Genomic DNA, 26210 nt, shown 5'->3' with positions numbered 1-26210 from the left:
AAAACAGGTTTACTTGAGGTAATCTAAGATGAAGCAGTCGGAAAAGCTCTGGATACAAAATCTTGCTAGGATAAACCTGGGTAAAGCACTCAGTCCCTCACATGCCCATCAAATGATACATTTTTCCGTGAGCGTTTTTCTAGAGGAACTTTGTAACCTTCTTATGAAATATGTTCAATATTTTAACGAACTTATTGAAGCCACAAAACCTAACGACATCCTCCATATTTTTCAAACAAGTCAACCACGTCCTGGCTTAATTATTTTAAAAGGCGGGGACAAAATGATTGTTTCGTTAGAGGGGAAAACAGTGCGCGTTCGGACTGTGCAGGTGCATTTGAGTAGTGAAAGAAACTATCAATCTTATGATTTTGAGCCCAGACAAAATGATCACCACAGTGTATTTTGGCGTTGCGTAAATGATGGACAACTTGTAAACCCTGAGTTGGTAGCCCAAAATTATTTGAGCTCTTTTTTAGTCTCGGGCTGTGGAACAATACCTCAAACATTGCGTTTGGTGGTTGCTACTCATCCCTAATTTATGATGATTTTATTAAGGGTTTTTTTGCATGTTAAATCATGAAGTGAAACAACGCATTGAAAGTGGAATTCAAGGCGCTGAGTGTCTTGTCAGCGAATTTTCTGGTGGAAACGATCACTATTCTGTGGTTGTTATTGCCGATGCTTTTGATGGTCAGGCTGCCTTAAAAAGGCACCGTATGATTATGGAGCTCTTCCAAAATGAAATGAATACGGGCGAAGTTCACGCCTTGACAATTAAAACTTTTACGCGTCAACAATGGGAAAATGAAAAACAAAAAATGGCAGCAAAGCCATTTTAATTTAATTGTAAATAGGAGTTCATCAGTGTCAGTGAATTGGAAATCAAAAATTGAAGAAGACGTTAAAAATAACGAAATTATGGTTTATATGAGAGGTTCTCCTCAAGCGCCACGTTGCGGCTTTTCTGCAAAAGTCATTCGTACTTTAAATGAATTGGGTCGTCCTTTTAAATCTGATGATATGGATAGCGATCCTCTTTTGTGGTCGACATTAAAAGAAATAAATAACTGGCCAACTTCTCCGCAAATATTTATTAAAGGTGAATTTATTGGTGGTTGCGATATTTTTGTTGAAATGTATCAGTCTGGTGAATTACATGAAAAATTAGGAATTCAAAAATAATTCTTTTTTTTCTTGAATTCAGTTGGATTTTATAGACTTCCTGATAAACTCAACGAGATGACTTTATCAGGAGTTTTTTTTATGTTGGTGCATACTTTTTCAAGAAGTTCTCATTTATCCGTATCACGTGAAGAAGCATTTCAATGGCACACACGTGAAGGTGCATTTGAACGCTTGTTACCTCCCTGGATGCCTACGCAAATTCTTTCGCGACAAGGCTCCATTCATAACGGAGATTTTGTTAAATTAAAATCTATGCTTGGAATTATTCCCATGGAGTTTCATGCGCAGCATCAAAATTATATTGAAAATAAACAATTTGAAGATATCCAAATAAAAGGTCCTTTCCACTTTTATAAGCACACGCATAAATTTGAAAAAATTGATGAAACAAAATCAAAAATGATTGATGAAATTCACTATAGTTTGCCTTTTGATTTTGTTTCTAAGTTTATTGGCAGATCATTCGTCGAAGAAAAATTAAGTCGACTGTTTACTTATAGACATCGGACATTAAAATATGATTTATTTTTACATTCAAAATACTCGCAAAAAAAATTAAAAATTTTAGTAACAGGTGCATCGGGTTTGGTGGGCAGTGCTCTTGTTCCTTTTTTAACATCGGGTGGGCATACTGTTCTTAAACTTGTCCGCGGAAATAATTCTCCCCTAATACCAGGATACGTTGGTTGGGACAGTGAAAAAAATCAATTTATTAATGCTAATTTGTTAGAAGGACTCGATGCGGTCGTGCATTTAGCGGGAGAAAATATTGCCGCTCAAAAATGGAGTGATTCTCGCAAAAAAGAATTAATTCAAAGCCGGGTGCATTTTACATCGGCTCTCTGTCAGGAACTTGCAAAATTAAATAAAATTCCTGCTACTTTTATTTCCGCTTCGGGCATTGGTATATTTGGTAGTCGTGATTATGACGATATTTTACATGAAGATTCTCGCTTAGGAGAAGGGTTTTTAGCTCAGTTGGCAAAAGATTGGGAGCAGGCATCTCGTGGCGCTGAAAGGGCGGGAATGCGTGTTGTTAATTTGCGTTTTGGATCAATTTTATCTCTTTCTGGGGGAATGCTTAAAAAACTTTATACCCCTTATCGTTTGTATTTAGGCGGACCTTTTGGTTCTGGGAGGCAAATGCTTCCCTGGATTTCGATTATGGATGTCCTTGGCCTGATTTTATTTTCCATGGCTAATAATAAAGTAACAGGAGCCGTCAATGCGGTTTCGCCTCATACAGTAACAAATGAGCAGTTTTCTGAAATGCTCGCTCAAACATTAGATAGACCAAACTCTTTGCGTATTCCCGAATTGTTTGTCGAAACTCTGTTTGGTGAAATGGGTAAAGAATTGTTGCTTGGAGGGCAACACGCCAAGCCTGTTAAAGCGACTAAAAATGGTTATGATTTTTTGCATTCACAATTACACGATGTGTTTACTTATTGTCTTGGGATTTGATTTGTTTAATAACTATTTTTTTATTATAAATTTATTTCCTTCGCATAAGATTGCTTTCAGTGAAGAATATTATCAAAATAAAGTAACATGATTAGCGTCATTTTGCGACATTAATATATTTTTTAAACCCAAATTAAGTAAACAAAAATCACTTTATTTCAAAAATGAGTTACTATTTAATGTAATATTAACTATAATGTAATGAATAATATTGTATAATTAAATATCAGAATATTCGTTGTTAGAAAATTTAGCTAGGCTTTAATTCTGATATTTTTAGTTATTTTTTACTGGCGGAGGTCAGTTATGTATTTCTTTTTAAAGGTATCTTGTACTTTATCTTTATTATTAATATTAACATCTTGTGGGCTGAGTAAAAATTTAGCAGATCCAATATTTTTTCCTGAGCAAAATAAAGTATCAAATTCAATTAGTTCTGCAGACGATAACGTTGCATCGGTTATAAAAAATAGTAATAATCCTTACTATGTCATTACAAACAGAGATAAAGCAACATTAACCGTTTGCAAAATGGATGATGATGGTCATCTTGGCAATTGCAATGATACACAAAAACCAGGCTATGGATCAACCGCAGATGCAGTTGGTTTCTCTGAGAAGCATGTATATATCACTAGGCACGGTACTCCCAACGATATTGCAGCAGGAACTAAAGGCTATATAACAAGTTGCGAATATGATTCAAGTTCAGTCAGTATCAGTTCGTGTATAAAAGCTGGTGGCCTAACAGCATTAAATGGTCCCGAAGGACTAAAAATATTTAATAATAAAGCATATATAATAGATTCAAATGCAGATAAATTATTGATTTGCTCGATTGACAAAGTATCAAATACTTTGACAAGTTGCCGTGATTCAAGAATAAATAGTTCTTTATTACAATATCCTACAAATATTACTTTCAAGGAATTCAAGGCTTATATTGCTAGTTTTTTGAATAAAAGTATTCTTATATGCGATTATCAAAAATCAAATGGTAATATTGAAAAATGCAATAAAGTAGATATTGGATATGATGGCCCTCATTCAATTTCATTCAACGGAAATTTTGCTTACGTAACTGCTACGTATGAAAATATCATTGTCAAGTGCCCGCTCCTAGATAATGGTACTTTAGGACAATGCCAAAATTCTGGCGCAAATAAATTGAGTGCACCAAGAGGAAATGTTCAGTTTGTGAATGGATTTGCTTATGTAGCAAGTTCGGGGGATGATAAAATTTACAAATGTACCGTAAATCCTGATGGAAAATTAAGTTCATGTGAAGATAGTGGCGCTGATCACATTGCAAAGCCATTTTCAGTCGACAAAATGCCTTAAAAATAGGTTGCAAGATCAAGTAATTGTGACAAATAGCTAAAAACAAAGAGAGGTTCACCGACTTTAGGTCAAGTGAACCTCTCTCGCTGTTACGCAATTATCATGCTTTTCTAGTTAAATTAGAATGCATAAAGCGCGGTGAAGTAGGATTTTTGAGCATCTTTTTTGTTTACGACGCCCTTTGAATCTGCAAAAATATTAGTATCTGATGAGTCAATGTCATAATTGAATTGAATTTCAAATGTATTGACTGCATAGCCTATAGCAGCGGAAATTTGGCTTGCTGTATAATTTGGGGATGTTGTAGCGCTGCCAAATTGAGCATTGAAAGTTGCATAAGCAAGAGCGTAAGTTAACCTATCGCCTTTTTGCAACATTCCTGTGAGGTAATTTGCAGAGTCTGCCGCAACGGAGACGCCAATTAAAGTGGTATTTTGTGAGTCGTCAGTACCCGTGGTGTAATTAAAATCACCGCTATTATTTGAGGCTGCTGATTTTTTTCTGCCCGCGACGTCATTTTCATACCATACTGCAATACCGTTGCCAGAATCGACGCCTTTGCTTCCAAAAATACCGCCGTGATTATAAACAAGAGAGGCTTCTGTATGGGAAACATCGCGAGCCGAGTCGAGAGTTCCATCAGATTTTTGAGCTGAAGGAGCGTTGCCTTGGGTTCCGTATAGCGCTTTCACTGTAACAGATTGATCGTCATCAATATTTACATTAGCAGTTAAATGCCCCGCAAAGCCAACGGATTGGCTAAATGAGGTGTTACCCCAATTCGCTTGGATAGCCGAAGAGGATGATTTCCAACCCGTGAATCCAGAGTTATTATTTGCAGATTGTAGGTATGTGGGAACAGTAAAGGTATTGATATTGTTGAATGCTCCTGCGCCCAACTCTATTTTAGCAGCTTTGCCAAATTCTAGAGTTTCTTTTAAGTAAGCACCATCTTGGCGCCCAAAACCGTTTGTGGTCCAAGCGGTGTCGGGGGCTGTGCCATCAGCGCCACCCATGCGAATACCGCCTAAGGAAAGAGTGGTGGTGTAGGTATTTTGCCCCCCCTTTAAAGTTAACACATCGAGGTTTAATTGAGCGCGACGGATGGTAACTTGGCCATTGCCTTGATCGCCACTTGTTATGCTGTTTGAAGTGGTTTGTGTACTTTGTTGGTTACCTACGAATTGCAACTCTATTTGCCCTGAAGCTATGCCACCACTGACATTGACACCAAGACGTATTTTTTGTGCTGCAAAGTCAGGTGAACTTGATCTTTGCGAATCACTGGTATTGGCGTTTAATTGTATTAAACCACCGACGGTTATTTTATTTTCAGTAACATCTTTTTTTTCCATTTCTTTTTTGAGCGCATCGATTTGATCTTGGCTAAAAAGAGTGCCGCCCGAAGTGGCGGAAGAATCTATAGCAACTTTTTGTTCTTTTGCATCAACATTATTTGTATTTGTTTGTGCAAATGCGGCACTTCCTGCAAGGGATAATACAGAAACAGTAAGGGAACGGAATACGAACTTTTTCACAAATAGGACTCCTTCAGTATTGATAAACTGTATGTGAGCATATACAAAAAAACATAAATATACCCTAAAATAATACTTTTCGAAGATAATTTAGCGTGTTTTATTTGTCAACTGCGCGACCATATTTTTTAAATTTTAGGATTTTATAAATTAATTTAATTAAAATTTTGTTTTATAAATTATATAATAATAATAAATAATTAGTTATTATTATGTCTAATAAATAAAAAACTATTAAATAATAGTAGCTAATATCATAGTGATAATTAATCAGCAAATGAGCGCTTCTAGTGGATTCCCGATTTTTATATAACACACTAAAATAAAAAGTAAAAATATTTTAAAAAAAACATGGAGGATTTATGAATAAATCAAATTATGGAATTGACTTGCTTTAAGGCATTTTATCTAAAAATGGTAAACTTTAATGACCAGTTATTTTTTTTTGATTTTATAAATTAATTTTGTAAACAAATCCTTTATTAAAAAATTAATAAAGGATTTATAAATGATTCTATTTTAATTTAATTAAAATACATACGCTGCAGTAATGTAAGATCTGACAGCATTATTTTTATTCAACTTCCCTGTGGCATCAGAAAATATTGTTTTATTTGAATTGGTATATTCAATGTTAAATGCGGTTTCAAAAGTATTGACAGCATATCCTAAAGAAGCAGCAGCTTGGTTTGCTACATAGTTTTGGGAGTAATTCGAATTACCAAAGATCGTGTTTAAAGAGACATAGGAAGCAGCATATGTGAGTCTATCTCCTTTTTGAAGCATACCTGTGAGGTAATTTCCGGAATCAGCGGATACAGTCAATCCTAGAATCGAAGTATTTTGTGAATCATCGAGTGCATTTTGTGTGCCTGAAATTAGTGTAGGTGCATAACTTACAGAGCCATTTGATTTATTAGCGACTTGTGTTGCTCCCACATCATCATTTTCAAAAAAGATCGAAATGCCGTTTCCTGAGAGAACACCCTTGTCACCAAAAATTCCTTTGTGATTGTATACAAGGTTGCTTTCCGTGTGAACCACATTTCTTGCACTTGTAATATTTCCAGAGGAGTCTTGACCTGCAGGAGCATTTTCTTGGGTTCCATAATAGAAAGATGCTTTTAAAGATTGGTTTTCATCAATATTATATGCCGCATTTATGTTGCCTAAATAACCTAATGCGCCATTAAAAGAAGGACTTCCCCAGTTTGATGCAATTGATGCACCTGAATTCACACCCCAGCCGCCAAAGCCTGTACCTGAACTAGGATATGCGGGATTCATAAACGCATTGATATTATTAAAAGCACCTAGGCCTAATGAAAGAGATCCCGCTTTTCCAAACTCTAGAGATTGAGTTAAATAAGCACCATCTTGACGACCGTAACCGGAAGCGCCCCAGACGATGTCGGGTCCTGTACAATCGGCACCGCCAACGCGGATACCACCCAAAGAAACAGTTGTTTTGTAAGTATTTTCTTCAGATTTTACAGTTAAAACATCAAGATTTAATTGAGCTTGGCGAATTTTTACGCCGCCATTGCCTGAGTCGCCGCTTGTTACTCCTGATGTTGCAGTTTGAGTAGATTGTTGGTTGCCACTGAATTCGAGTTCGGCTTTACCAGATGCAATGCCTCCGGAAACATTCACACCAAGGCGTAAGCGGTTTGCGGAAAAGTCAGGAGTGTTTTGACGTTGTGTGTTGCTGGTATTGGCATTAAATTGCGCTACACCAAAAAGAGTAATGGTATTTTTAGTTGGGTCTTGTTTAGCGACTTCTTTTTTAATGGCTTTAATTTGTTCTTCGGAAATAAGTTCAGAGCCTGAAGTTTTATTAGTATCAAGAGCTGTTTTTTGTTCCTCTAGTTCAGCAACTTCCTGAGCAAAAACATTATTGCCACAAAGTGATAATGCAGATACAGCAAGAGAGCGAAGTAATAATTTTTTCACAAATAACTCCTTTTGGGGTTGAAAAAATGTATGTAAATATTAGTAAAGTAGAATTAAAATTACACCAAACTAGTACTCTGCGGTAAATTAAATGAATGATTTTTTTTTGTCAACGGATTTTTTTGGCTAGATAGACAGCTTATTTATAAATATCTTGAAATAATAGTATATAAATGAAAATTTTTATTTGTGAAATATATTTTAAGTTATTTATCTAATAAGATTTTTTAAACAATAAAATAAATTTAAATTAATTTTATTGATAATTTAAAATTTTTTACTTCATTTTAATTTAATAAATTTGTAATTAAATTTTAATAATTTAGGTTTCTTCTTTTATGATCGTAATATTATGAAATTATAAATTAATTTAATTTGGAATAGGTTTAAACAGTGATCTCATTTTTTGGGGAGCGATTTTCTTCAATTTTTTTAATAATATAGATTGATATTTCAACCATAAAATACATTGGAATAGCCACCAAACAAAGACTGATCACATCAGGAGGAGAAAGTATGGCTCCAATAATAAAGCAAGATAAAAAAGCAATTCTCCTATTTTTGATCAATACATTTGAGGGTAATATTCCTGCTAAGCCTAACAAAGAAAGGATAACCGGCACTTCAAAAACAGCACCAAAAATAAGCATCATTGTGATGAGAGAATTGAAATAGTTTTCATAGGTGATCATCACTTGAGCGTATTGGCTTGCCCAGCTTAAAGCATTTGAGAAAAAGTAAGGTATGATTAGAAAAAATCCAAAACAAATCCCAGCATAAAATAAAGTAACGCTGGCAATAACAGAGAGGCGTGCAATCTGTTTTTCTTTTTCATAAAGTGCAGGAGCAATAAATTTCCATATTTCCCTTGCTATAAAAGGCAAACTTAAGGAAAATCCAATTAAAAAACAGATTTTAAAATTGACCGTGATCACTTCAAAAATGCTTATAGAAGAAAGCTGTTGTGTAACCCCTTGATCGTGTAAATTTTGTAAAACCTTTTCATATGGAGTTTTTAAAAAATGCAATAATGGTTCCATAAAAGCAAAAGAAATACCTGAAAAAACAAATAACCAAATGACACTTCTCAAAGCATGTTTTCTGAGTTCTTTAATATGCTCAAATAGAGACATTTGAGCTTCTGTTTTATTTCCAGATAATGCGGCCTCACGTTCTGCTTTCCGTCTCAATCCCGCATTAAACATAGTAGAAATATATTGAAAAGGCTTGAATCCCATGCGGCTCATTTTATTTTGCCTCCAGCCAATTTTTGCCATGCCCCACTTCGACCAGCATGGGAACTTTAAATTGAACAGCTTCTTCCATGGCTTTTTTTACAATTTTATGAATTTCTTCATATTCTTCAAGGGGGCCATCTAAGACCAGCTCATCATGAACTTGAAGGATGAGTTTGGTTTTAAAATTCTTTTGCTTCATCATTTTTTGCACGGCAAGCATGCCGAGTTTCATAATATCAGAGGCAGTTCCTTGAATGGGTGAATTGATGGCCATATTTTCCGCAAGTTTTGCTTCAAGAGGATTTTTGGAAAGAATGGCAGGAATAGGGCGAATACGTCCAAAATAAGTTTTGACAAGGCCTTCTGAATGAGCTTGGGCACGCTGATCATCAAGATATTTTTTAACCCCAGAAAAATTACTAAAGTAACGTTCAATGAATTTTTTAGCATCAGCAAGTGGAATTTTTTGCTGTTTTGCAAGGCGTTGTGCGCCCATCCCATAAATAATCCCAAAATTAATTGCTTTTGCTTTGTTACGCTCTTCAGGGGTGACTTCTTCTAATTCTTTTCCCAGAATTTGTGCCGCCGTTTGGCGGTGAATGTCAGCTCCTGATTGAAAAGCGGAGAGCATATTTTTATCATTGGAAATATGTGCTAGGACGCGCAGTTCAATTTGAGAATAATCGGCAGAAATAATGGTTGAATTTGATTTTGAAGGACTGAATGCAGCTCTTACTTTTTTACCCCAATCACTTTTTACGGGTATATTTTGCATATTGGGATCGGAGCTGGAAAGTCTTCCTGTAGCGGTTCCAATTTGATTAAAATGTGTGTGCACACGGCCGGTGGACTTTTTTACCAATTTAGGTAACACAAGAACATAGGTTGAAAGTAATTTAGAAAGTTCCCGATGTTGTTGAATTTTAGCAACGATAGGATGATCTTCAAATTGCTCTAAAACACCGGCGTCTGTTTTGTAACCTTGTGTGGTGCGTGCTAGTTTTCCAGTATATCCTAATTCTTCGTGAACTTTTAAATGATCAAATAAAATATCACCAAGCTGTTTTGGGCTTGTAATTTTAAATGGAAATCCAACTTTAGAGTAAATTTCATTTTCAATTTTCATAAGTGTTTCTTGTATTTCAGCAGTTAATCCACCTAAATACTCAGAATTAATATGCACGCCATTTCGTTCCATTTCATTGAGTAATAATAAAACAGGCATTTCCATATCAAAAAATAATTTTTGCAAGTCTGAATTTGATTTTAATTTTTCTTGGTAAAATTGCCAAAGTCGGTAAGTGGCATCGGCGTCTTCGCAGGCATATTCACTGAGATCGGGCAAAGGAACATCGAGCATAGAAGATCGTCCCGTTTCTTTACCAATAAGGGAACTCGTTGGAATTTTTTGAAATTCAAAATGTTTGAGAGTTAATAAATCGAGGCTAAATCCTCCTTCGGCAGGATTGCATAACCATGCCGCAACCATGGTGCAGCACATGGGGGATTCTCCCCAATTTATTCCCCTATTTTTTAGCATATGGAGATCATACTTTAAATTATGAGCAACCAAGGTTGCTTTTCTTTTTAAGAGCGCTTCTTGAAGTCCTGCCCAGACATCTTGAGATGTGTACTCTGGTAAATTTTTTTCTGAAGTAAGTAAAGTACCACCTTGCAAATGAGTTTCATGAGCTGGAATATAATAGGCAGAACCTTTTTCAAAGCACAACGAAACACCAATGGGAATATCTTCCATGATGTCAAGGCCTGTTGTTTCTGTATCAAGTGCGAAAAAACTTAATTTGGGGTCTGTTATTTTATTAAAAACCTGGGTTAATTGCTCTTTTGTTCTCACAAGGGAATAAGATTTTTTATTCCATTTGCTGTCATCTTCAGATTTTAATTTACTTGGTACATTTTCTATTGATGTAAATTTATTCTGATATTCTTGAACTTCAAATAAATGAGAATGACTTTGTTGATTCTCATTTTTATCATCCTTCTTTTCTTCTGTCTTTTTTAAAGAAGAAGTGGTTTGAGTAAAAATATTTTTAACAAGAGTGTGCATTCTCAAAGCTTCAAGACTTGCTTTGGCCGTTGTATTTACTTTTAAATTTTCAAGATTATAACGTAACGAAAACTCTGAAATATTCATTGGAATAGAGCTGTTAATTGTAGCAAGATAACGTGAAAGGAGTGCGTCTTCTTTATGATTTTCTAAGGCTGTTTTTGCTCTTTTATTTGTAATTTTTTCAATATTGGCATAAATATTTTCAATACTACCAAACTCAGAAACGAGTTTCGCTGCTGTTTTATCGCCTATTCCTTTGACTCCCGGAATATTATCTACAGCATCACCCGTTAAAGCCAGGACTTCAATGACTTGATCGGGAGGTACTCCAAAGTAATCGATAACTTTATCAATATTGACAATGTCATATTCATCTCCCTTTTTTAAGGAAAATAAACTTATTTTATCATTTATAATTTGCATGTAATCTTTATCAGAAGTGACAAGATAAACTTCGCCATAATGTTCAAAATATTTGGCCAGGGTTGCCGCTACGTCGTCTGCTTCAAATCCAGGTATGGCAAAAGAAGGAATGGCCATTTCTTTTACTAAATTTTGAATTAAAGAAATTTGCGGAATAATTTCGGGAGGAGTTTCTCCACGATTTGCTTTGTATAAAGGATAAACTTCATGGCGAAATGTTTTTTCTTTTAAATCCCAGCAAACTGCAAAATGTGTCGGATTTTGTTCTCGCAATATTTTGATGAGAACCTTTAGAAAACCGTAAACAGCGCCAATGGGCGTGCCATCAGGAGCGGTTAAGCGTGAACCCATTGCGTAAAAAGAGCGAAATAGGAGTGACATGCCATCGATGATAAAAAGGCGTTGTTTAGCGTTTTCCATTTTTTAGTCCTAGATATTTTATTTTAGAAAATAAAATTTTTGTTTAATAAAGTAACAAATTACTTTTTCTCATGTTCTGCTTCTGAATCTTGATGTCCTGCTGGAATAGGGCGTAATAATGGAAAAAGAACTGTATCTTTAATGTTTTCGCAGCCACATAAAATCATGGTGAGGCGATCGATGCCAATGCCTACCCCAGCAATTGGAGGAAATCCATGTTCCATTGCTGTTAAAAATTCTTCATCAATGGGCATTGCTTCGTCATCACCGTGTTCACGGGCTTGCATTTGTTCTTCAAAACGCTCTCTTTGATCAATGGCATCAACAAGCTCAGAATAAGCCTTAACAAGTTCTACGCCATTTACTAAAAATTGGAAGAAATCGACATATTGTGGTTCTTTGCTGTTACGTCTTGCTAAAGGAGCCATTTCCACAGGATATTTTACAAGAAAACAAGGTTGAATGAGTTTGGGACGCGATACTTTTTTATACAGTGAGTCTACCATATTTGCCCAACTTAATGTGTTGATATCGTCATCTAAGCGGATATTTTTTGCTTTAATTTGTTCCGCTAAGGATTCTCTTGTATTGTATTTTTTAATATCAATTCCCGAATCTCTTTGTACTAAAAAGGAATATTCATAAACAGGCCATTCACCTGAAAAATCAATTTCATTGTTACCTAATTTCACTTGAACTTTACCAAAAATCTTTTCAATAAGGTTACGCATCATGCCTTCGACGAAAAGGCGCATTTTATCTGAATTCCAATAGGACGCATAAAATTCTAGCATAGTGAAATCTTGCAAGTGAGTTGCTGAAATTCCTTCATTTCTAAAGCTGCGCGCAAATTCATAAACTTTATCAATGCCGGCACCAATACAGCGCTTTAAATAAGTTTCACAGGCAATGCGCATCACACAATCAATGTCAAGGGCATTGTGATGTGTGAAAAAGGGTCTTGCCAAAGCTCCCGAAGGGGTTGTTTGTAAAATAGGAGTTTCGACTTCGTGATAACCGCTGTCTTCAAGGTAACGGCGTAAAGCTTTGACAATTTCAAAGCGTTTTTTAAAAACATCTCTTGACTCGTTATTCATAATAATATCGAGATATCTTTGGCGATAGCGGGTTTCTATGTCCTCTATGCCATGATATTTTTCAGGTAATGTGCGCAAGCATTTATTTAATAATTTCCACGATCCCACTCTTAATGTCAGTTCCCCTGTTTTGGTAACAAACATTTCACCTTCTACACCTACAAAATCACCAATGGAAACATTTGCAGTAAACTCTTCAAAAACTTCGGGAGCTTCTTCGGTTTTACGGACACAAATTTGGACTTTTCCACTAAAATCATAGATATGTGCAAATAATATTTTACCCATGGTTCGCATAGCAACAATGCGTCCTGCGGTACTGATGTTTTTAGTACCTTCGGAAAGTGCTGCGACTTCTTCAATCGTGTGAGTTTTATTGTAGGAATCAGCAAGATTTCCTTTTTCACGCTGCTCCAAAAATTTTGCTTTTTTAAGTTCAAAAATATTATCAGACATAAATTAAATCCCTTTTTTTTCTTGCAGACGTACTGCAAGGGTTTTTACTAAAATAGAAACAAACCCCACGATGACAATGCTAGGTCCTACGGGCCAGTTGAAACTGAATGCCAGCAGGATCCCAAGGAGTCCGCCAATAAGGCTTAATAAAACAACAATGGGAGAAAAAACACTACGTGGTTGGTAAATTATTGTGGGTAAAGTTAAAAGAGCCGAGATCATCAACCCGCCCACTGCAAAAAGTCCAGAGAGGATAGCAAAGGTCATCATGATTGGGAAAAGTTTTTCGAGAGTTTTTACTTTGAACCCTGCAATTTCTGCAAATTCAGGATCGGATAACCATGCGTCCCAATGTTTTTTTAAGCTTAAAATCGCTGTTGCTACAAAAATTAAAGCTCCGGCAAGAATGCCAACATCACGCCAAGATAGTGTGAGCACATCGCCGAATAGGATGCTTTCAGGATCGAGGCGGGTGTCCCGGTTGCTTGAAATAGCAATAATTCCCATGGCAAAAAAGGAAGTGAGACATATGACTGCCGAAGCATCAGGGGGAATTTTCAGGCTTTTTAAAATCCACTCGGAGATAAAAGTTCCTAACAGAGCTGTTACGATGGCTCCTAAAAGGATACAAATCCAAAAAGGAAAATCGGTGTAGTTCGAAAAGAGGATGCCCGCAATCACACCAGGAAAGACGAGGTGGGAGAGGGTATCGCCCATATAAGCTCTTTGCTTCAGTACAACAACAGGGCTTAAAAAACCGCACATTAAAGTTATAAGTATTGTTGCAATAACAGCAATTTGTGCAAAACTGTATTGAAATATTTGAAAAAATGCCGGCATTTCCTGAAACATATTTTTGTTGCCTTATAATTGAAATCTTTAATAACAAATGTAATTTGAAAATAAATTTCAAAGGGAAGTTACTTTAAAATGACTGATGAAATTTCTTGATCATGTTTTCTTGTAAAGTAAAATCGTGTTGTTAAATAATTTTTAAAGTTTTCTAAATGATGATCTACAATAAATACACAAACTTTATGAGCTTGTGTGAGTTCTTCCAGTGTATCCATCAGTTGTTGTTGGCAACAAATATCTAAACTTGCGAGGGGTTCATCTAAAAAAAGGATTTTAGGTTTAGAAATAATAGCTCTGACAATCATAACGCGGGTTTTTTGCCCGCCACTCATTTCGTGAAAACTGCGATTTTCATACCCCGAAAGCTGCCATTCCGAAAGCAAATTGGTAATTTCGTGGTAATCATTTTCGGCAAATTTATACTGTGGGCCGCGCCCTTGCTTAATGAAATCTTGTACAGAAATATGAAAATACCGGTTTACAGCATGAAACTGGGGAACATAAGCAATACCTTGTGAAATATTGTGTTCCGTTGGAATGGGAGCATCATTTAAATACACTGAGCCCGAAACAGGTCGCAGAAGTCCCAGCCAAGTTTTCAGAAGAGTGGATTTTCCGCAACCATTTTGACCCATTATAGCGTAAATACCGGGCTGCGTGACTTCTCCTGAAAAAGGATTTATAAGACATTTTTTATGAGAATAACCCACAACCAATTGATTCCAACTTAAATAACTCATATATTTTCCAACAATTTCAATGCTATTTTTTGAGGGCGCTGACAATGGTATTCATATTTGTGCGCCACATATCGGGTGCGGTTTCGGCGCCAGAATCTTTTGCACCTAAAGAATCGCTGTACAAAGTACCACCAATTTTAACATTTGCTTCTTTAGCGACGGTCTGAATATTGCGCATATTTCCTGTTGATTCAAGAAAAACTGTATTTATTTTGTCTTTTTTTAATTGCGAGATGATCTTTTTTAATTGTGCTGCCGTCGGGGCAGATTCGTCAGATAAACCAACAATGCTGTATATTTTGAAACCAAATTCTTTTGCAAAGTAACCGAGGGCATCATGATTTGTTGCAATCACTCTTTTTTCTTCAGAAATAGATTGGGATAATTTTTTTAATTCAACAATGTTTTCATCTATATTTTTAATATAATCTTGTGTGCAAGACTCAATATTTTTTTTCTCATCAGGTTTTAATTTAATTAAAGTAGCTGAAATTTTTAATAAGGCTTCTTTAGTTAAAGAGGGCGATTGCCAAATATGGGGATCATATTCTAAATGTTGATGATCATGGTCGTGACTATGATCATGACCATGATCGTGGTCATGATTGTGAGAGGACATTTCGCTTTCGCTTAATTTACGTAAAATCATACTTTCTGTTACGTTAAGCCAAGTTTGATTTTTTGTTCTTTTTATTTTAGTAAGCCAATTTTCAAGTCCAGAACCAATAAGAACAATGATATCAGCTTTTGCAATAGCAACGCGATTGGCGGGTGTAATATGAAACGTATGAGGATCATTTCCCATAGAGATAATGCTATTAACCTGAAAAGATTTAGAATCGCAAGATGCTTTTGAGACTAAATCTTTTAAATAGGGAATGGTAGTTTCTATTTTAAGAGATGATGATTTTATTTCATTTGAATATGAAATATTTTTAAATCCAAATAAAGAGACACAGGCAACAATTGAAAGAGAAAAGAACTTTTTCATAACCTAACACTTAATCCATCATGCAAAGAGTTTTTGTATGCTTTAATAGCGGGCACCAAGCCAATAATACAAGAAAAAATAATAACACTTAAAAGATAATAAAATTCATTAACCTCAAAAGAAATACTAGGAATTAAAATTCCAAATTCATTTAGGATGAAAGGACGCGCAATTAATATAGCTCCATAGCATAAGATATATCCTAATATACAAGCGAAAACGCTTATAATTAATGATTCTGAAATTAACAAAAATACAATGGCTTTAGAACCTGCTCCTACAGCGCGTAAAATTGAAATTTCACGTCGTCGTGTTTCAAGTGATGTGTATATAGAAACCATCATTCCAATTAAACCAATGGCAACAACAAAAACAGAAATGATTTGTAAAGCCGACTCAGCATAACTTACTGTTTCCCAAAGTTGGCTTAAGGCCACGCCAGGAATAATAGCCATAATAGGTTCTTTTTTAAAGTTGTTGAGATCTCTTTGCAAGCCGAGGGCACTAATTCTGTTTTCTGCTCCTAATAAAAAGGCGGTTAATTGCGTTACTTTAATATTTTCTTTTTTTATTTGTGAAGTTGATAATTCATTTCCAGGAATAGGGGGAGCTCCATTTGTCCAATCGATATGAATAGCTTCCATACCTTCTAAAGTAATATAGGCTGCTCTATCCAAGGGTGTTCCTGTTTCTTTAAGAATTCCCACAACGGTAAAAGGTTTGTCTTTGTGAACAATAATTCCGGGACCTGTGCTTATGCCATGAGTCAAAGGAATTGGATCACCTATTTTTAAATTTTCTTTTTTAGCCATTTCCCAGCCTAAGGCCACATCAAAGACGTTGTCAGGAATGTCGCCTTGAGCAACTTGAATTTTTTTATCACCAAAAAAACGATAATGTTGATATAAATTTTGATCCGTCGCCACAACACGATAACCATGATAGCTGTCACCTAATGAAAAAGGAATTGTCCATTTTACTTCGGGGTAATTTTTAATTTCTTCATAGGAAGACCATGAAATATTATTTGTAGCGTTACCCATATGAAAAACGGTATATAAAAGTAGTTGAATACCACTTCCTCGGGCACCAACAACTAAATCTGTTTTGCTAATTGTGTTAGAAAAGCTTTCTTTAGCACCTTGGCGAATGCGAGCAATTCCTAAAAAAAGCATGATGCTCATGGCAATAGAAAAAATGGTAAGTAAAAAAGTCATTTTTCTATTTAATAGAGATTGTAAAGCAATTTTTAAATGTATAATCATAAGTGTTTAACTCTATTTATTTCTGGTAATAAAATATGATGAGAGAAAAACTTTTTAAGTTCTTTATCGTGGCTTACAAATATGAGTGTTGTTTTTTGTGCTTCGCATTGAGTAAATAAGTTTTGCAAAAACTGCTCTCTATTTTCAGTGTCTAAAGAACTTGTAGGTTCATCGGCAATAATCAATTTAGGAAACCCAATTAAGGCTCTTGCCGCTGCAACACGTTGTTGTTGTCCTATAGATATTTCAGTAACTTTTTTATGAAGAAGTGAATCAATTTTTAGATTATGAGCCAATTCGTGGCATTTTTCATTTAATTCTTTGGGTGTTAATTTATTTCTTCGTGCAGGGCTAATTTTACAAGGTAACAAAATATTATCTCTCACATTGAGATAGGGTATTAAATTAAACATTTGAAAAATATAACCCATTTGTGTGCCACGCAAATGATCGCGTTTTGAGGGTTTTAGGCCAACATATTCTGTATTAAATATTTTAAGAGAGCCTTCTTTTGCAGGTAAAATTCCAGCCATAATACTTAATAATGTTGTTTTGCCGCATCCGCTAGGTCCATATAAAAAAAGACGATCCCCTTCACTGATATCAAGATTTTCAATATCAAGTATAGGATGTCCTTTTTTATAAGAGTATTTTAAATTTTTTATGGATACAACCTGAGTCATAATTGGATGAAGCCTTTATCATTTGAAATTTTAGCGGCACTTTGTGTTGAGCTACTAATTCCTTGGACATTAATTTTATGAATACTGGGAAAGTATTTTTTAAATCCAAAGGTGATTTTTGTACCTGATATATTTTTTGTGCATTTTACAGAAAAATCAGCTTTAAATTCACCATGCTCCGCTTCTTTTTTGTCATTTTTTACGTTTGAGGTATTTTGTGCTGATTTTAGCTTATTTTCATCATTGTCTTCATCATCATCTTTAACAAAAGGGTCTATTTTTGTTGTTGTAAAAGTGCATCCTAAATTAGAATCAAGTTTTACCATTTGGCTGATGTTATCTCTTATTTTATTAACAGAAGCTTCCACTGTTTTCTTATCATTTTCTGATTTTGCTTCATGTTCAAAACCATAGATGCTGATGGCTGGAACTTCGAGATGAATGCTCGCGGTATTATTTTCAACTCCAATATCAATTTTAGCATTTCCATGCTCATGAGTGCCATGGGACCAAGCGAGTGGATACGAAAAAATAAGGGTTATAGCAATGCTCACTTGGGTCATAATTTTGTTCATAGCAACTCTCCTGAAATGATAAGCGGATGAAAGTAATTAACTTAGCACATCCAGCAGAGTCTTGCATAATTGCAAATTTTTTGCAATAGAGTATATAGAATTCTATTTTCAAGGAGGCTGTGAAATGGAATGTAATAAAAATCATCATCAGATGGCACATGTTCACCATTCAGGATATTGCAATGGTAAATTATTTAAAGATGCTGCATTTGATGCTCTAAAAGCGGCTCATTGTAGAATAACGCGGCCACGTCTTGCTGTCATAGAATGTCTTGCGCAAGCAACTGTTCCTCTGTCACCAAAAAATATTTATGAATATGTTTTACAAAACAATGATGATAAAATAGATCAAGTTTCAGTATACCGCATATTAGAAACTTTTATACAGTTAAATTTAATTCATCAGGTTTTTCCTTCTGGAGATTATCTGCCTTGTACAACAAGTTGTGAAAAGAATTCGAATCATATTATTTTAAATTGTATTCACTGTGGAAAAGTTACAGAAATTGATATTGATGGGAATGATATTTTAAAAATATATGAGTATATTAAAAATAAGATTTATTTTTTACCGGCTAAAAATAGAATTCAAATTGATGGGATGTGTCACTCATGTCAGTAAATAAACAGGGTAATCAATATGTTCTTGCAGAAACTGCGTCAGGAATTCCCACCTTCAAACATATTGAAACCAATGAAATATTACACGGTCAGGTAGGGCCTTATGAAGAAGCTTATAATTTGTATGTGAAATCTTCATCCATTGAAAATTTTGCACAAAACATTGTGATTTATGATTTGGGAATGGGATGTGGCGCGCAAATCATAGCAATGTATAATGCCTTTTTAAAAAACAAAAAAATTCCTAAATTAACAATAGTGAGTTTTGATTTAGAAAAACAGGGACTCATCGCTTTATTAAAAAATATTCAACTGTTTCCTTATGCTTTTGAATTTGAAATACTTTTAAAGAAATGTATTGAACAAAATCATATTTCGCATTTTTTAGATGATGGCAGAGAATTCGAATGGATATTTATAGAAGGTGATTTTGTTAAAACTATAAAGATTTTCGAGGGCAAATTTCCATTTGCAGATATTGTTTGCTACGATTTTTTTTCTCCTGCCAGTCATCCCCATCTTTGGACATATGAAGTCTTTTTAAATTTAAAAAACCATATGAATCCTAAGTCAAAATTAATTACTTACTCTTCTGCAACCTGTGTTCGTGCCGCCATGCTCGCAGCAGGATTTTTTGTGGGATTTGGCCCTTTAAGCGGAAAAAAAGCAAAATCAACAATTGCCGCGTCATCCTTAAATTTATTGGAAGAACCTCTTCCTCTTTCTTGGCAAACTACTTTTTATCGTTCGGGAGCGAAATTTTGTTCTGTTGAGTCGGAAGTTTCACAGCAAACTATTCTTGAAGCTTTAAACTCCCATCCGCAGTGGTTTCCTATTTAAGATTGATATTTTTTTGACATTTAAAATTTTATTTTTATAATCCTTCCATACAATTATATGTGTGTACTTAAAATATTTATATTTTTTAAAATTTAGAAAGGCTTAAAATGTCAAATATTATGAAAAATATACTTTTTATGACAATAGTGGCTGCATTTGCTCTTCTTGCCTTTCGTGCGCATGCTGTGGGATCGGCGGGATGTGGTTTGGGTTCTATAGTTTTTAAAGGAAATGAGTGGTATAAACAAATTCTAGCCGTAACAACAAATGATTCGACTGGATCTCAAACACTTGGAATCACGACGGGAACATCTAATTGCGCTCCCGGATTATTTGGTGATGCGCAAAAACAGCAAGATTATGTTGTGGCAAACTTAACTTCCATTGAAAGGGAAGCAGCGCAGGGAAGTGGAAAAACATTGAACGGTTTGGCTTCTGTTTTGGGTTGTGATGATTCTCAAAATCAAGTTTTTGGTATTTATACACAGAAGAAATATTCAGAAATTTTTAATTCTAATGATGCAAATCAAATACTATTAAATTTAAAATCGGCATTACAGAAAGACACTCCTCTTTCACAATCTTGTAAACTTATAAATATTTAGTTCCTTTAAAATAAGCCCTCCTAAAAAATATTTAATTGCGATTCATTTCACATTTTTTAGATAATATATTTAAAATAAAAAAATCATACAAGGTATTGAATGCTCCGATTAACAATGTATTATTTTTCAGTCGAAGAGAAACTTCGATTTTTCTAATGGATTGAAAAGGAGTATTTTCAATGAAAAAAATTCTATCTAAAAAGAATGTTCTTTTAGGAACGGCAGCTCTTAGCATGTGGTTTTCTCAATCGTCATTTGCTGTAGGTTCTGCAGGATGTGGTTTAGGTTCAATTATTTTCTCTGAAGAAGTTTGGTGGAAGCAAGTATTTGCAGCTACTTCGAATGGTTCTTCGGGAACACAAACTTTTGGAATCACATCAGGTACTTCAAACTGTGCGCCAGGTCTTTTTTCGCAACGTCAAAAACAAAAAGATTTTGTAGCTGCTAATTTATCTTCATTAGAAAGAGAAGCAGCACAAGGAAATGGGGAAACCGTAAAAGGTCTTGCTTCTGTTATGGGTTGTAATGGGTCTACGTATCATAATTTTGGAGCTCATGTTCAAGCGAATTATAATGCCATTTTTAACTCAAACGATCCTGCTGTTGTTGTTACGAATATTCATAATGAGTTGCAAAAAAATGAGGGTCTTTCTCAATCTTGTAAAGTTAGTTCTTAATAGTAAGAATGTACTTGTTGTCATTTTATTACTTTTCCCTTTAAGTATATTTGCTCAAGAAAAGAGCTCAAATCAATTTGACATTGAATATTTTATCCAAAAATCACGCAGTTTAGAATTAGCAAAGAGATCAGAGTGGCGTAAAATACTTTTTTATCAAAAAAAGTATTTTACAACGCCTCGTGGGATCGTGGATGGAAAAGAATTTTACTTATCAAATGAAGGAAAGTTTAATCCACAAGCCGAATTAGAAGAAACAATTAAAGCCTTTTTTGATGAAAGCAAAGCAGATCTGTCTGCTCAGTGTAAGTTTCCTCGAAGGCTCAAATGGTTAAAATATTATTTAGACGAGAATATGAAAACACTCCCTGAAGCGCATTGCCAAAATTTAAATGATTGGCTTAAAGTTATTAACCCCAAAGGCGTGGTTCTTATATTTTCTTCTTTTTATATGAATAGTCCTTCTAGCATGTTTGGTCATACTTTTTTACGAATTACAAATTCAGAGGATCCTCTAACTGATTCAGGGGTTAATTTTGCAGCCAATCCTGATACAGAAAATCCATTGTTATACACAATTAAAGGTTTGACGGGTTTTTTTGAGGGGAAATTTAGTTTGTTACCTTACTCTGTTAAGGTGCAAGAATACAATAACTCAGAAAGTCGCGATTTATGGGAATATGAATTAAATCTAACCCAAGAGCAAACAGAGAATATGATCTTAAGTCTTTGGGAAGTTGGTAACAATCGCATTGACTACTTTTATTTTGATGAAAATTGTTCCTTTATTTTGCTTGCCCTGCTTGATACGGCAAATGACAAATTTAATTTTTCAAGTCAATTTTGGTTCTGGGTGAATCCCGCTGATACAGTAAAAGCTGTTTATAGCTATCCTGGTATCATAAAAAATGTGTCATTTCGTCCTTCCTCCGCAAATCGTTTTCAATATCGATTTTCTTTGCTCAATGAAATGGAGCAAAAATTATTTGCAAAAATTATTGATGAGTCATTAGGCTTTGCCGCTTTAAAAGCGCAGACATCGGTCGAAAATGCAGCAAAAATATTAGATGCTATTTCTGAATATATAGATTATAAAGAAAATCTTGCAGGAACTGAAGAATCTAAAACGTATCCCCTATTTCGGAAGCAATTGTTACGCGCGCGTGCATCTCTTGGTGTTGTGTCTACACCTTTACAAATTTCTCCGCCTGAAAATGCAAGACCTGATAAAGGGGTTCCTGGTGCGCGGTTAGGGTTATCTCTTTCGCATTCTAAATATGCAGGAACCGCCTTAAATCTTGAAATGCGCCCTGTACTGCATAGTTTAGAGGACCCTTCGTTGGGTTATTCCAAAGAGTCTCAAATTAAACTTTTGTCAACTTTGTTACGTTATGAGTTCCCTTCAAATCAATTGTATATTGATAAATTAGACGCTGTTGATATTATATCTATACCAGCTCTTTCTCCTCCTTTATTCCCTCTTGCTTGGAATTTAAATGTCGCTATAGAACAGGATGAAGATTGTAGCAAAACAGGTTATCAGGCCGCGTGTCAAAGGTATTTTGCAAAAGGCGGAACTGGTTTTGCTATCCAATATGACAATATTCAGATTTTTGCCCTGCCTCAAATCGATTTTGCTTACCAAAATGAAAATGCCTTTGAAGTCTCGGTTGGTACTTTTTCGGGTATTGCTTTACGCCCTTCAAATAGATTGGTTATTTTTTCAAGCCAAGATTGGATGAATCGTTATTCGGTTCAATATTCAAAATGGCGCAGACATTTTATGTTAGAGACATCCTTGTCAATACTCGCTTTTAATAACGTAGAATCTAAAATATATTATAATTATAACGTAGCAAATAGTGACTGGCGAGTGGGTGCCGGTATTTTTTGGCATTTTTTTTAATTTTTTGGGTGCCAAAACTTTGAAAAATTTTCATTTCTATGAGAATGATTATTCCATATACTGTAAGCGGGATCTTAACAGATCCCATTCCTATTGCACGTTTTGACTGGAGTCCCTTTTATGGTAAAAAGTGAACTAATCGAAATCCTTTCTTCTAAGGCAGATGTTACTGCACCTCAGGCAGAAGAACTTATCAACATGTTTTTTGATACAATTTCTGAGGCACTTACTGAGGATGGCCGTGTTGAAATCCGCGGTTTTGGCGCTTTTACTGTTCGTAAATACAAATCTTACGATGGGCGTAATCCGAAAACAGGTGAAAGGATAGAGGTACCAGAAAAGAAACTTCCTTTCTGGAAAACAGGGCTTGAGTTACGGCAACGTGTGGATGGCTTAGGTTGAAAGTTGTTGATGTCAAAATCGGCAAAATAAAAATACCGCTTAAAAAGCCCTTTAAAACAGCTTTGCGTACGGTTTATTTTGCTGAAGACATCGTTATAAAACTGATAACCCAATCGGGTTTCATTGGTTTTGGCAGTGCTGCTCCTACCGTCGCTATCACAGGTGATTCCTGCGATTCTATTGTCTCTTGTTTATTTAAAAATTTAAAACCAAAAATTATCGGTTGTGACATTTCTAATATTGAAAAAATAATGACTTCACTGCACTCAGGTCTTGTTCATAATACCTCTGCTTTAGCGGCGGTAGATATGGCAATATATGACCTTTATGCGCAGTCTTTAAATTTACCACTTTATAAATTGCTTGGTGGATACCGCAATTTGATTTTTACGTGTCTCACTATAAGTGTGAACTCCCCAGAGGTCATGGTCGCCGATTCTCTTGTTGCACTTGAAGAAGGATTTTCCGATTTAAAGTTGAAACTGGGTATTAATCCTGCGCAAGATTTAGACAGGGTTAAAGCGGTTCGTATGGCGGTAGGAAATAAAGTTAAAATAAGCGTCGATGCCAATCAGGCTTGGTCTGCGAAATATGCTGTGCGTATGATACAAAAGTTTGAAGATTTGGGACTGAATATTGAATTTGTCGAGCAGCCTGTGAAAGCAAAAAAACTATCCGATCTTTGTTACGTTACTGAAAATGTTCATACTGATATCCTCGCCGATGAATCCGTTTTTTCAGCGTACGATGCCTTTCAAATTGCAAAATATAGAGCGGCCGACTTAATAAATATCAAACTTGCTAAAGCAGGCGGTATTTATAATGCGATAAAAATACTTCATGTGGCAGAAGCGTCAGATATTGAATGTCTTGTGGGATGTATGTTGGAAAGTCAAATTGCCGTAACAGCGGCCGCGCATTTTGCGGCATCGCAAAAATCAATTGTGCGGTGTGATTTAGATCCGCCCGCACTTTTAGCAGAAAATCCCGTTGTGGGAGGCGCTTATCTTGATGGGAATACTCTTACGTTACCTGATTCGCCTGGGTTAGGAATAAAAGAAATTCTTGATTTCGAATTAATCCGTTAACTTATTTAAAAATAAACTGTAAATGTTCCTTTAGTATTCATAGGTGCTACCATTCGGTTAAATCCATAGACAGGATATTCAAATTCAGCACTAAATTCTCCAGGAATACGATAAGGTAACCCGCTTACTTTTGTTCCGACGACGGCGGAATAATATTGTTCATAACCGTGATCAGGGTGCATGCTGGAGTCACCTAAATAAAACTGATCGCCAAATGTATAAATAGGCTGTCCATTTAAATAGGATTTAGCGGCAATATTATATTTTGCTTGTGTGTATAATCCCCACCATTTAAGGTCATTGGAAACATTTCCTAGACCCCAAGCCGCTTGGATAAATCCAATATGGTGTAAGCCTTTTCTCCAGAATAAAAGGTCGTTACCTTGTCCATCTCCATGACCATTTGAGCCATTGTCAACGTTAGGATCGGCTGTATTAAATGAGGTGTTATCACTCATACTGGTTCTGCCTAACTTGGCTTTTGTAAAGGAATATTCAGCCATATGCTGCCAGCTTAATATCACGCCTGGTACAGCAACGTAATCGAGATTCCAGCGCAAAATGGCATCGTAAGTCCCACCACCTGTAATTAAAGTACCGTCACCACCTGTGGCACGCATGGCACTTACAATATTAAATTTGCCTGTAGGCACGCGTAAACCGCCTCCTAGGGAGAAATAAATGGGAACGTGACGAAGGGGAGATTCTTCGGAAATAATGCTCCATAAAATACCGAATTGAATGTCACCAAGTCCTGTGGCTCCGTTCGTAGGTTGAGAGGCTGTCAATAGGAGATTGCGAATTTGTGAAGAAAGGGGGCTTGCCGAATTAAATGTAAAGCGCTCACCTGTAGGTAATGTTGTGTAAATAGATGCGGAGTTTGAGAGGTTGCCCCCGGTATTTATATAATTTGCACAGTTTGATACAGTTGCGTTTCCGCCGCACAGTGCCCCTCCATTTTGAGAAAGTTGCGTGGCAAGATCATTTAAAACGTGGTTGTAATAACGTGAATACATTTCCGAATTGGCTGCAATTAAATTGCCATTCATACCGAGTTGGTATGAAGCTGTAAGTGGGATGCCTACGCCTACAGATACCGTATTGGACAGTCCATATTGTAATAGAATGCCTGTCATCCAGCGTTTCATGTCCAAGCCCATGTTTATTCTTTTGCCATTGCTGTCAAAGCTCTCGTTTCCAAAAGTGTAGGCTACGGGAACGTCTACTTTGAAAATTCCTTTAGGCAGTGTTTTGCCTGTGGGAAGTACTGCGTATTTGGGCGCCTTATGTCCCTTTTCACCAACACCTCCGGCGACTTCGTCGGTAGGGTCAATTTTTTCGGTTAATTGTTGTTGAGTATTATCTTGGCTATCAATATCATTATTATTTTGTGCAATTAATTTGGGATTTATTAAATCTAAGTTATCTGCGAAAGAACTCGTATAAATAGATGAACTTAATATTGAAAAAAAAGGAATAGTAAGGCCTAATTTTTTTAATGCAGAACGTGGAGATTGGAATTTTTTGTAAAATGACATAAGTCTTCCTCAAAATACAATTTATTTGTTATCAAGTTTTTTATGAGACAAGCCCACCATTGTGATTTTGAGAGAGGAGGGTAAATACGTTTATACTCTTAACATCTAACAATAAATTTTGCAACTCGAAGTAAATTTATTTGGGACTTGCCAAAAATATTTGAAAGGTATACTTAAATCACTAAGCCAACTATTTGATTTTGTGAGAGAGATGAGGGTTGGCGCGGAGTAATTT

At 35.5% G+C, this 26210-nt stretch carries 24 protein-coding genes; 12 read left to right on the top strand and 12 right to left on the bottom strand.

The window, feature by feature from the left end; genetic code table 11:
- Positions 1–28: 28 nt before the first annotated feature.
- The 5 genes from AXG55_RS08915 to AXG55_RS08895 all read left to right on the top strand — a co-directional run bounded on the left by AXG55_RS08915 (position 29) and on the right by AXG55_RS08895 (position 3993).
- Entirely contained in the window at positions 29–538 is a 510-nt protein-coding gene (locus AXG55_RS08915) for a hypothetical protein (RefSeq protein ID WP_148697777.1), read from the top strand.
- A 31-nt stretch (positions 539–569) separates the two neighbouring features.
- Entirely contained in the window at positions 570–842 is a 273-nt protein-coding gene (locus AXG55_RS08910) for a BolA family protein (RefSeq protein ID WP_148697776.1), read from the top strand.
- A gap of 79 nt (positions 843–921) precedes the next feature.
- Complete coding sequence (locus AXG55_RS08905) at positions 922–1185, top strand: glutaredoxin domain-containing protein (RefSeq protein WP_419248044.1); 264 nt, start codon at positions 922–924, stop codon at positions 1183–1185.
- Positions 1186–1266: 81 nt separating this feature from the next.
- On the top strand, positions 1267–2652 hold the full coding sequence (locus AXG55_RS08900) for a TIGR01777 family oxidoreductase (RefSeq protein ID WP_233231102.1): 1386 nt from the start codon (positions 1267–1269) through the stop codon (positions 2650–2652).
- 306 nt (positions 2653–2958) lie between these two features.
- Complete coding sequence (locus tag AXG55_RS08895; protein ID WP_148697773.1) at positions 2959–3993, top strand: lactonase family protein; 1035 nt, start codon at positions 2959–2961, stop codon at positions 3991–3993.
- A 119-nt stretch (positions 3994–4112) separates the two neighbouring features.
- On the opposite strand, the gene AXG55_RS08890 is transcribed toward AXG55_RS08895, so the two are convergent.
- The 11 genes from AXG55_RS08890 to AXG55_RS08840 all read right to left on the bottom strand — a co-directional run bounded on the left by AXG55_RS08890 (position 4113) and on the right by AXG55_RS08840 (position 18298).
- Complete coding sequence (locus tag AXG55_RS08890) at positions 4113–5531, bottom strand: hypothetical protein (protein ID WP_148697772.1); 1419 nt, start codon at positions 5529–5531, stop codon at positions 4113–4115.
- A gap of 528 nt (positions 5532–6059) precedes the next feature.
- Positions 6060–7484, bottom strand: coding sequence for a hypothetical protein (locus tag AXG55_RS08885; RefSeq protein WP_148697771.1), 1425 nt, complete (start codon positions 7482–7484; stop codon positions 6060–6062).
- Between the two features lie 386 nt (positions 7485–7870).
- Entirely contained in the window at positions 7871–8731 is an 861-nt protein-coding gene (gene tatC / locus AXG55_RS08880) for a twin-arginine translocase subunit TatC (protein ID WP_233231101.1), read from the bottom strand.
- A gap of 1 nt (position 8732) precedes the next feature.
- A complete protein-coding gene (gene polA / locus AXG55_RS08875) occupies positions 8733–11636 on the bottom strand; it encodes a DNA polymerase I (protein WP_148697769.1) in 2904 nt (967 codons plus the stop codon).
- A 59-nt stretch (positions 11637–11695) separates the two neighbouring features.
- Positions 11696–13189, bottom strand: a complete 1494-nt coding sequence (gene lysS / locus AXG55_RS08870) for a lysine--tRNA ligase (RefSeq protein WP_148697768.1) — start codon at positions 13187–13189, stop codon at positions 11696–11698.
- 3 nt (positions 13190–13192) lie between these two features.
- Positions 13193–14041 carry a metal ABC transporter permease gene (locus AXG55_RS08865; RefSeq protein ID WP_148697767.1) on the bottom strand — a complete coding sequence of 283 codons (849 nt, stop codon included), beginning with the start codon at positions 14039–14041 and terminating at the stop codon, positions 13193–13195.
- Positions 14042–14109: 68 nt separating this feature from the next.
- Complete coding sequence (locus tag AXG55_RS08860) at positions 14110–14784, bottom strand: metal ABC transporter ATP-binding protein (RefSeq protein ID WP_148697766.1); 675 nt, start codon at positions 14782–14784, stop codon at positions 14110–14112.
- A gap of 22 nt (positions 14785–14806) precedes the next feature.
- The gene (locus tag AXG55_RS08855; protein ID WP_148697765.1) at positions 14807–15775 is read right to left on the bottom strand and encodes a metal ABC transporter substrate-binding protein; all 969 of its coding nucleotides are present in this window, start codon (positions 15773–15775) and stop codon (positions 14807–14809) included.
- Positions 15772–17040 carry an ABC transporter permease gene (locus AXG55_RS08850; RefSeq protein WP_148697764.1) on the bottom strand — a complete coding sequence of 423 codons (1269 nt, stop codon included), beginning with the start codon at positions 17038–17040 and terminating at the stop codon, positions 15772–15774. Before AXG55_RS08850 ends, AXG55_RS08855 begins: the two co-directional genes overlap by 4 nt.
- Positions 17037–17723, bottom strand: coding sequence for an ABC transporter ATP-binding protein (locus AXG55_RS08845; RefSeq protein WP_148697763.1), 687 nt, complete (start codon positions 17721–17723; stop codon positions 17037–17039). The genes AXG55_RS08850 and AXG55_RS08845 overlap by 4 nt, the downstream gene beginning before the upstream one ends.
- A complete protein-coding gene (locus tag AXG55_RS08840) occupies positions 17720–18298 on the bottom strand; it encodes a ZrgA family zinc uptake protein (protein ID WP_148697762.1) in 579 nt (192 codons plus the stop codon). The genes AXG55_RS08845 and AXG55_RS08840 overlap by 4 nt, the downstream gene beginning before the upstream one ends.
- Positions 18299–18422: 124 nt before the next feature.
- Between AXG55_RS08840 and AXG55_RS08835 the strand changes: the two genes are divergently transcribed.
- The 7 genes from AXG55_RS08835 (at position 18423) to AXG55_RS08805 (ending at position 24437) form a co-directional block, all read left to right on the top strand.
- Positions 18423–18920, top strand: coding sequence for a Fur family transcriptional regulator (locus tag AXG55_RS08835; protein WP_148697761.1), 498 nt, complete (start codon positions 18423–18425; stop codon positions 18918–18920).
- Positions 18911–19759: an MnmC family methyltransferase gene (locus tag AXG55_RS08830; protein WP_148697760.1), complete on the top strand. Its 849-nt coding sequence runs from the start codon at positions 18911–18913 to the stop codon at positions 19757–19759. Before AXG55_RS08835 ends, AXG55_RS08830 begins: the two co-directional genes overlap by 10 nt.
- A 107-nt stretch (positions 19760–19866) precedes the next feature.
- Entirely contained in the window at positions 19867–20364 is a 498-nt protein-coding gene (locus tag AXG55_RS08825) for a DUF3015 family protein (protein WP_148697759.1), read from the top strand.
- 179 nt (positions 20365–20543) lie between these two features.
- Entirely contained in the window at positions 20544–21041 is a 498-nt protein-coding gene (locus AXG55_RS08820; RefSeq protein WP_148697758.1) for a DUF3015 family protein, read from the top strand.
- Entirely contained in the window at positions 21004–22947 is a 1944-nt protein-coding gene (locus AXG55_RS08815) for an Lnb N-terminal periplasmic domain-containing protein (protein WP_233231100.1), read from the top strand. Before AXG55_RS08820 ends, AXG55_RS08815 begins: the two co-directional genes overlap by 38 nt.
- A gap of 120 nt (positions 22948–23067) precedes the next feature.
- A complete protein-coding gene (locus AXG55_RS08810; protein WP_148697756.1) occupies positions 23068–23349 on the top strand; it encodes an HU family DNA-binding protein in 282 nt (93 codons plus the stop codon).
- Positions 23346–24437 (top strand): dipeptide epimerase, encoded by a 1092-nt coding sequence (locus tag AXG55_RS08805; protein WP_148697755.1) that lies wholly within the window; start codon positions 23346–23348, stop codon positions 24435–24437. Before AXG55_RS08810 ends, AXG55_RS08805 begins: the two co-directional genes overlap by 4 nt.
- Before the next feature lie 5 nt (positions 24438–24442).
- Here the strand turns inward: AXG55_RS08805 and AXG55_RS08800 are convergent, their stop codons facing one another.
- Complete coding sequence (locus AXG55_RS08800) at positions 24443–25975, bottom strand: hypothetical protein (protein WP_148697754.1); 1533 nt, start codon at positions 25973–25975, stop codon at positions 24443–24445.
- Positions 25976–26210 lie beyond the last annotated feature (235 nt).

It is taken from the genome of Silvanigrella aquatica (assembly GCF_001907975.1).
In the GTDB taxonomy this organism is placed as follows: domain Bacteria; phylum Bdellovibrionota_B; class Oligoflexia; order Silvanigrellales; family Silvanigrellaceae; genus Silvanigrella; species Silvanigrella aquatica.
Note: the sequence above shows the minus strand (reverse complement) of the source record. Positions and strands in the feature narration are given on the sequence as shown.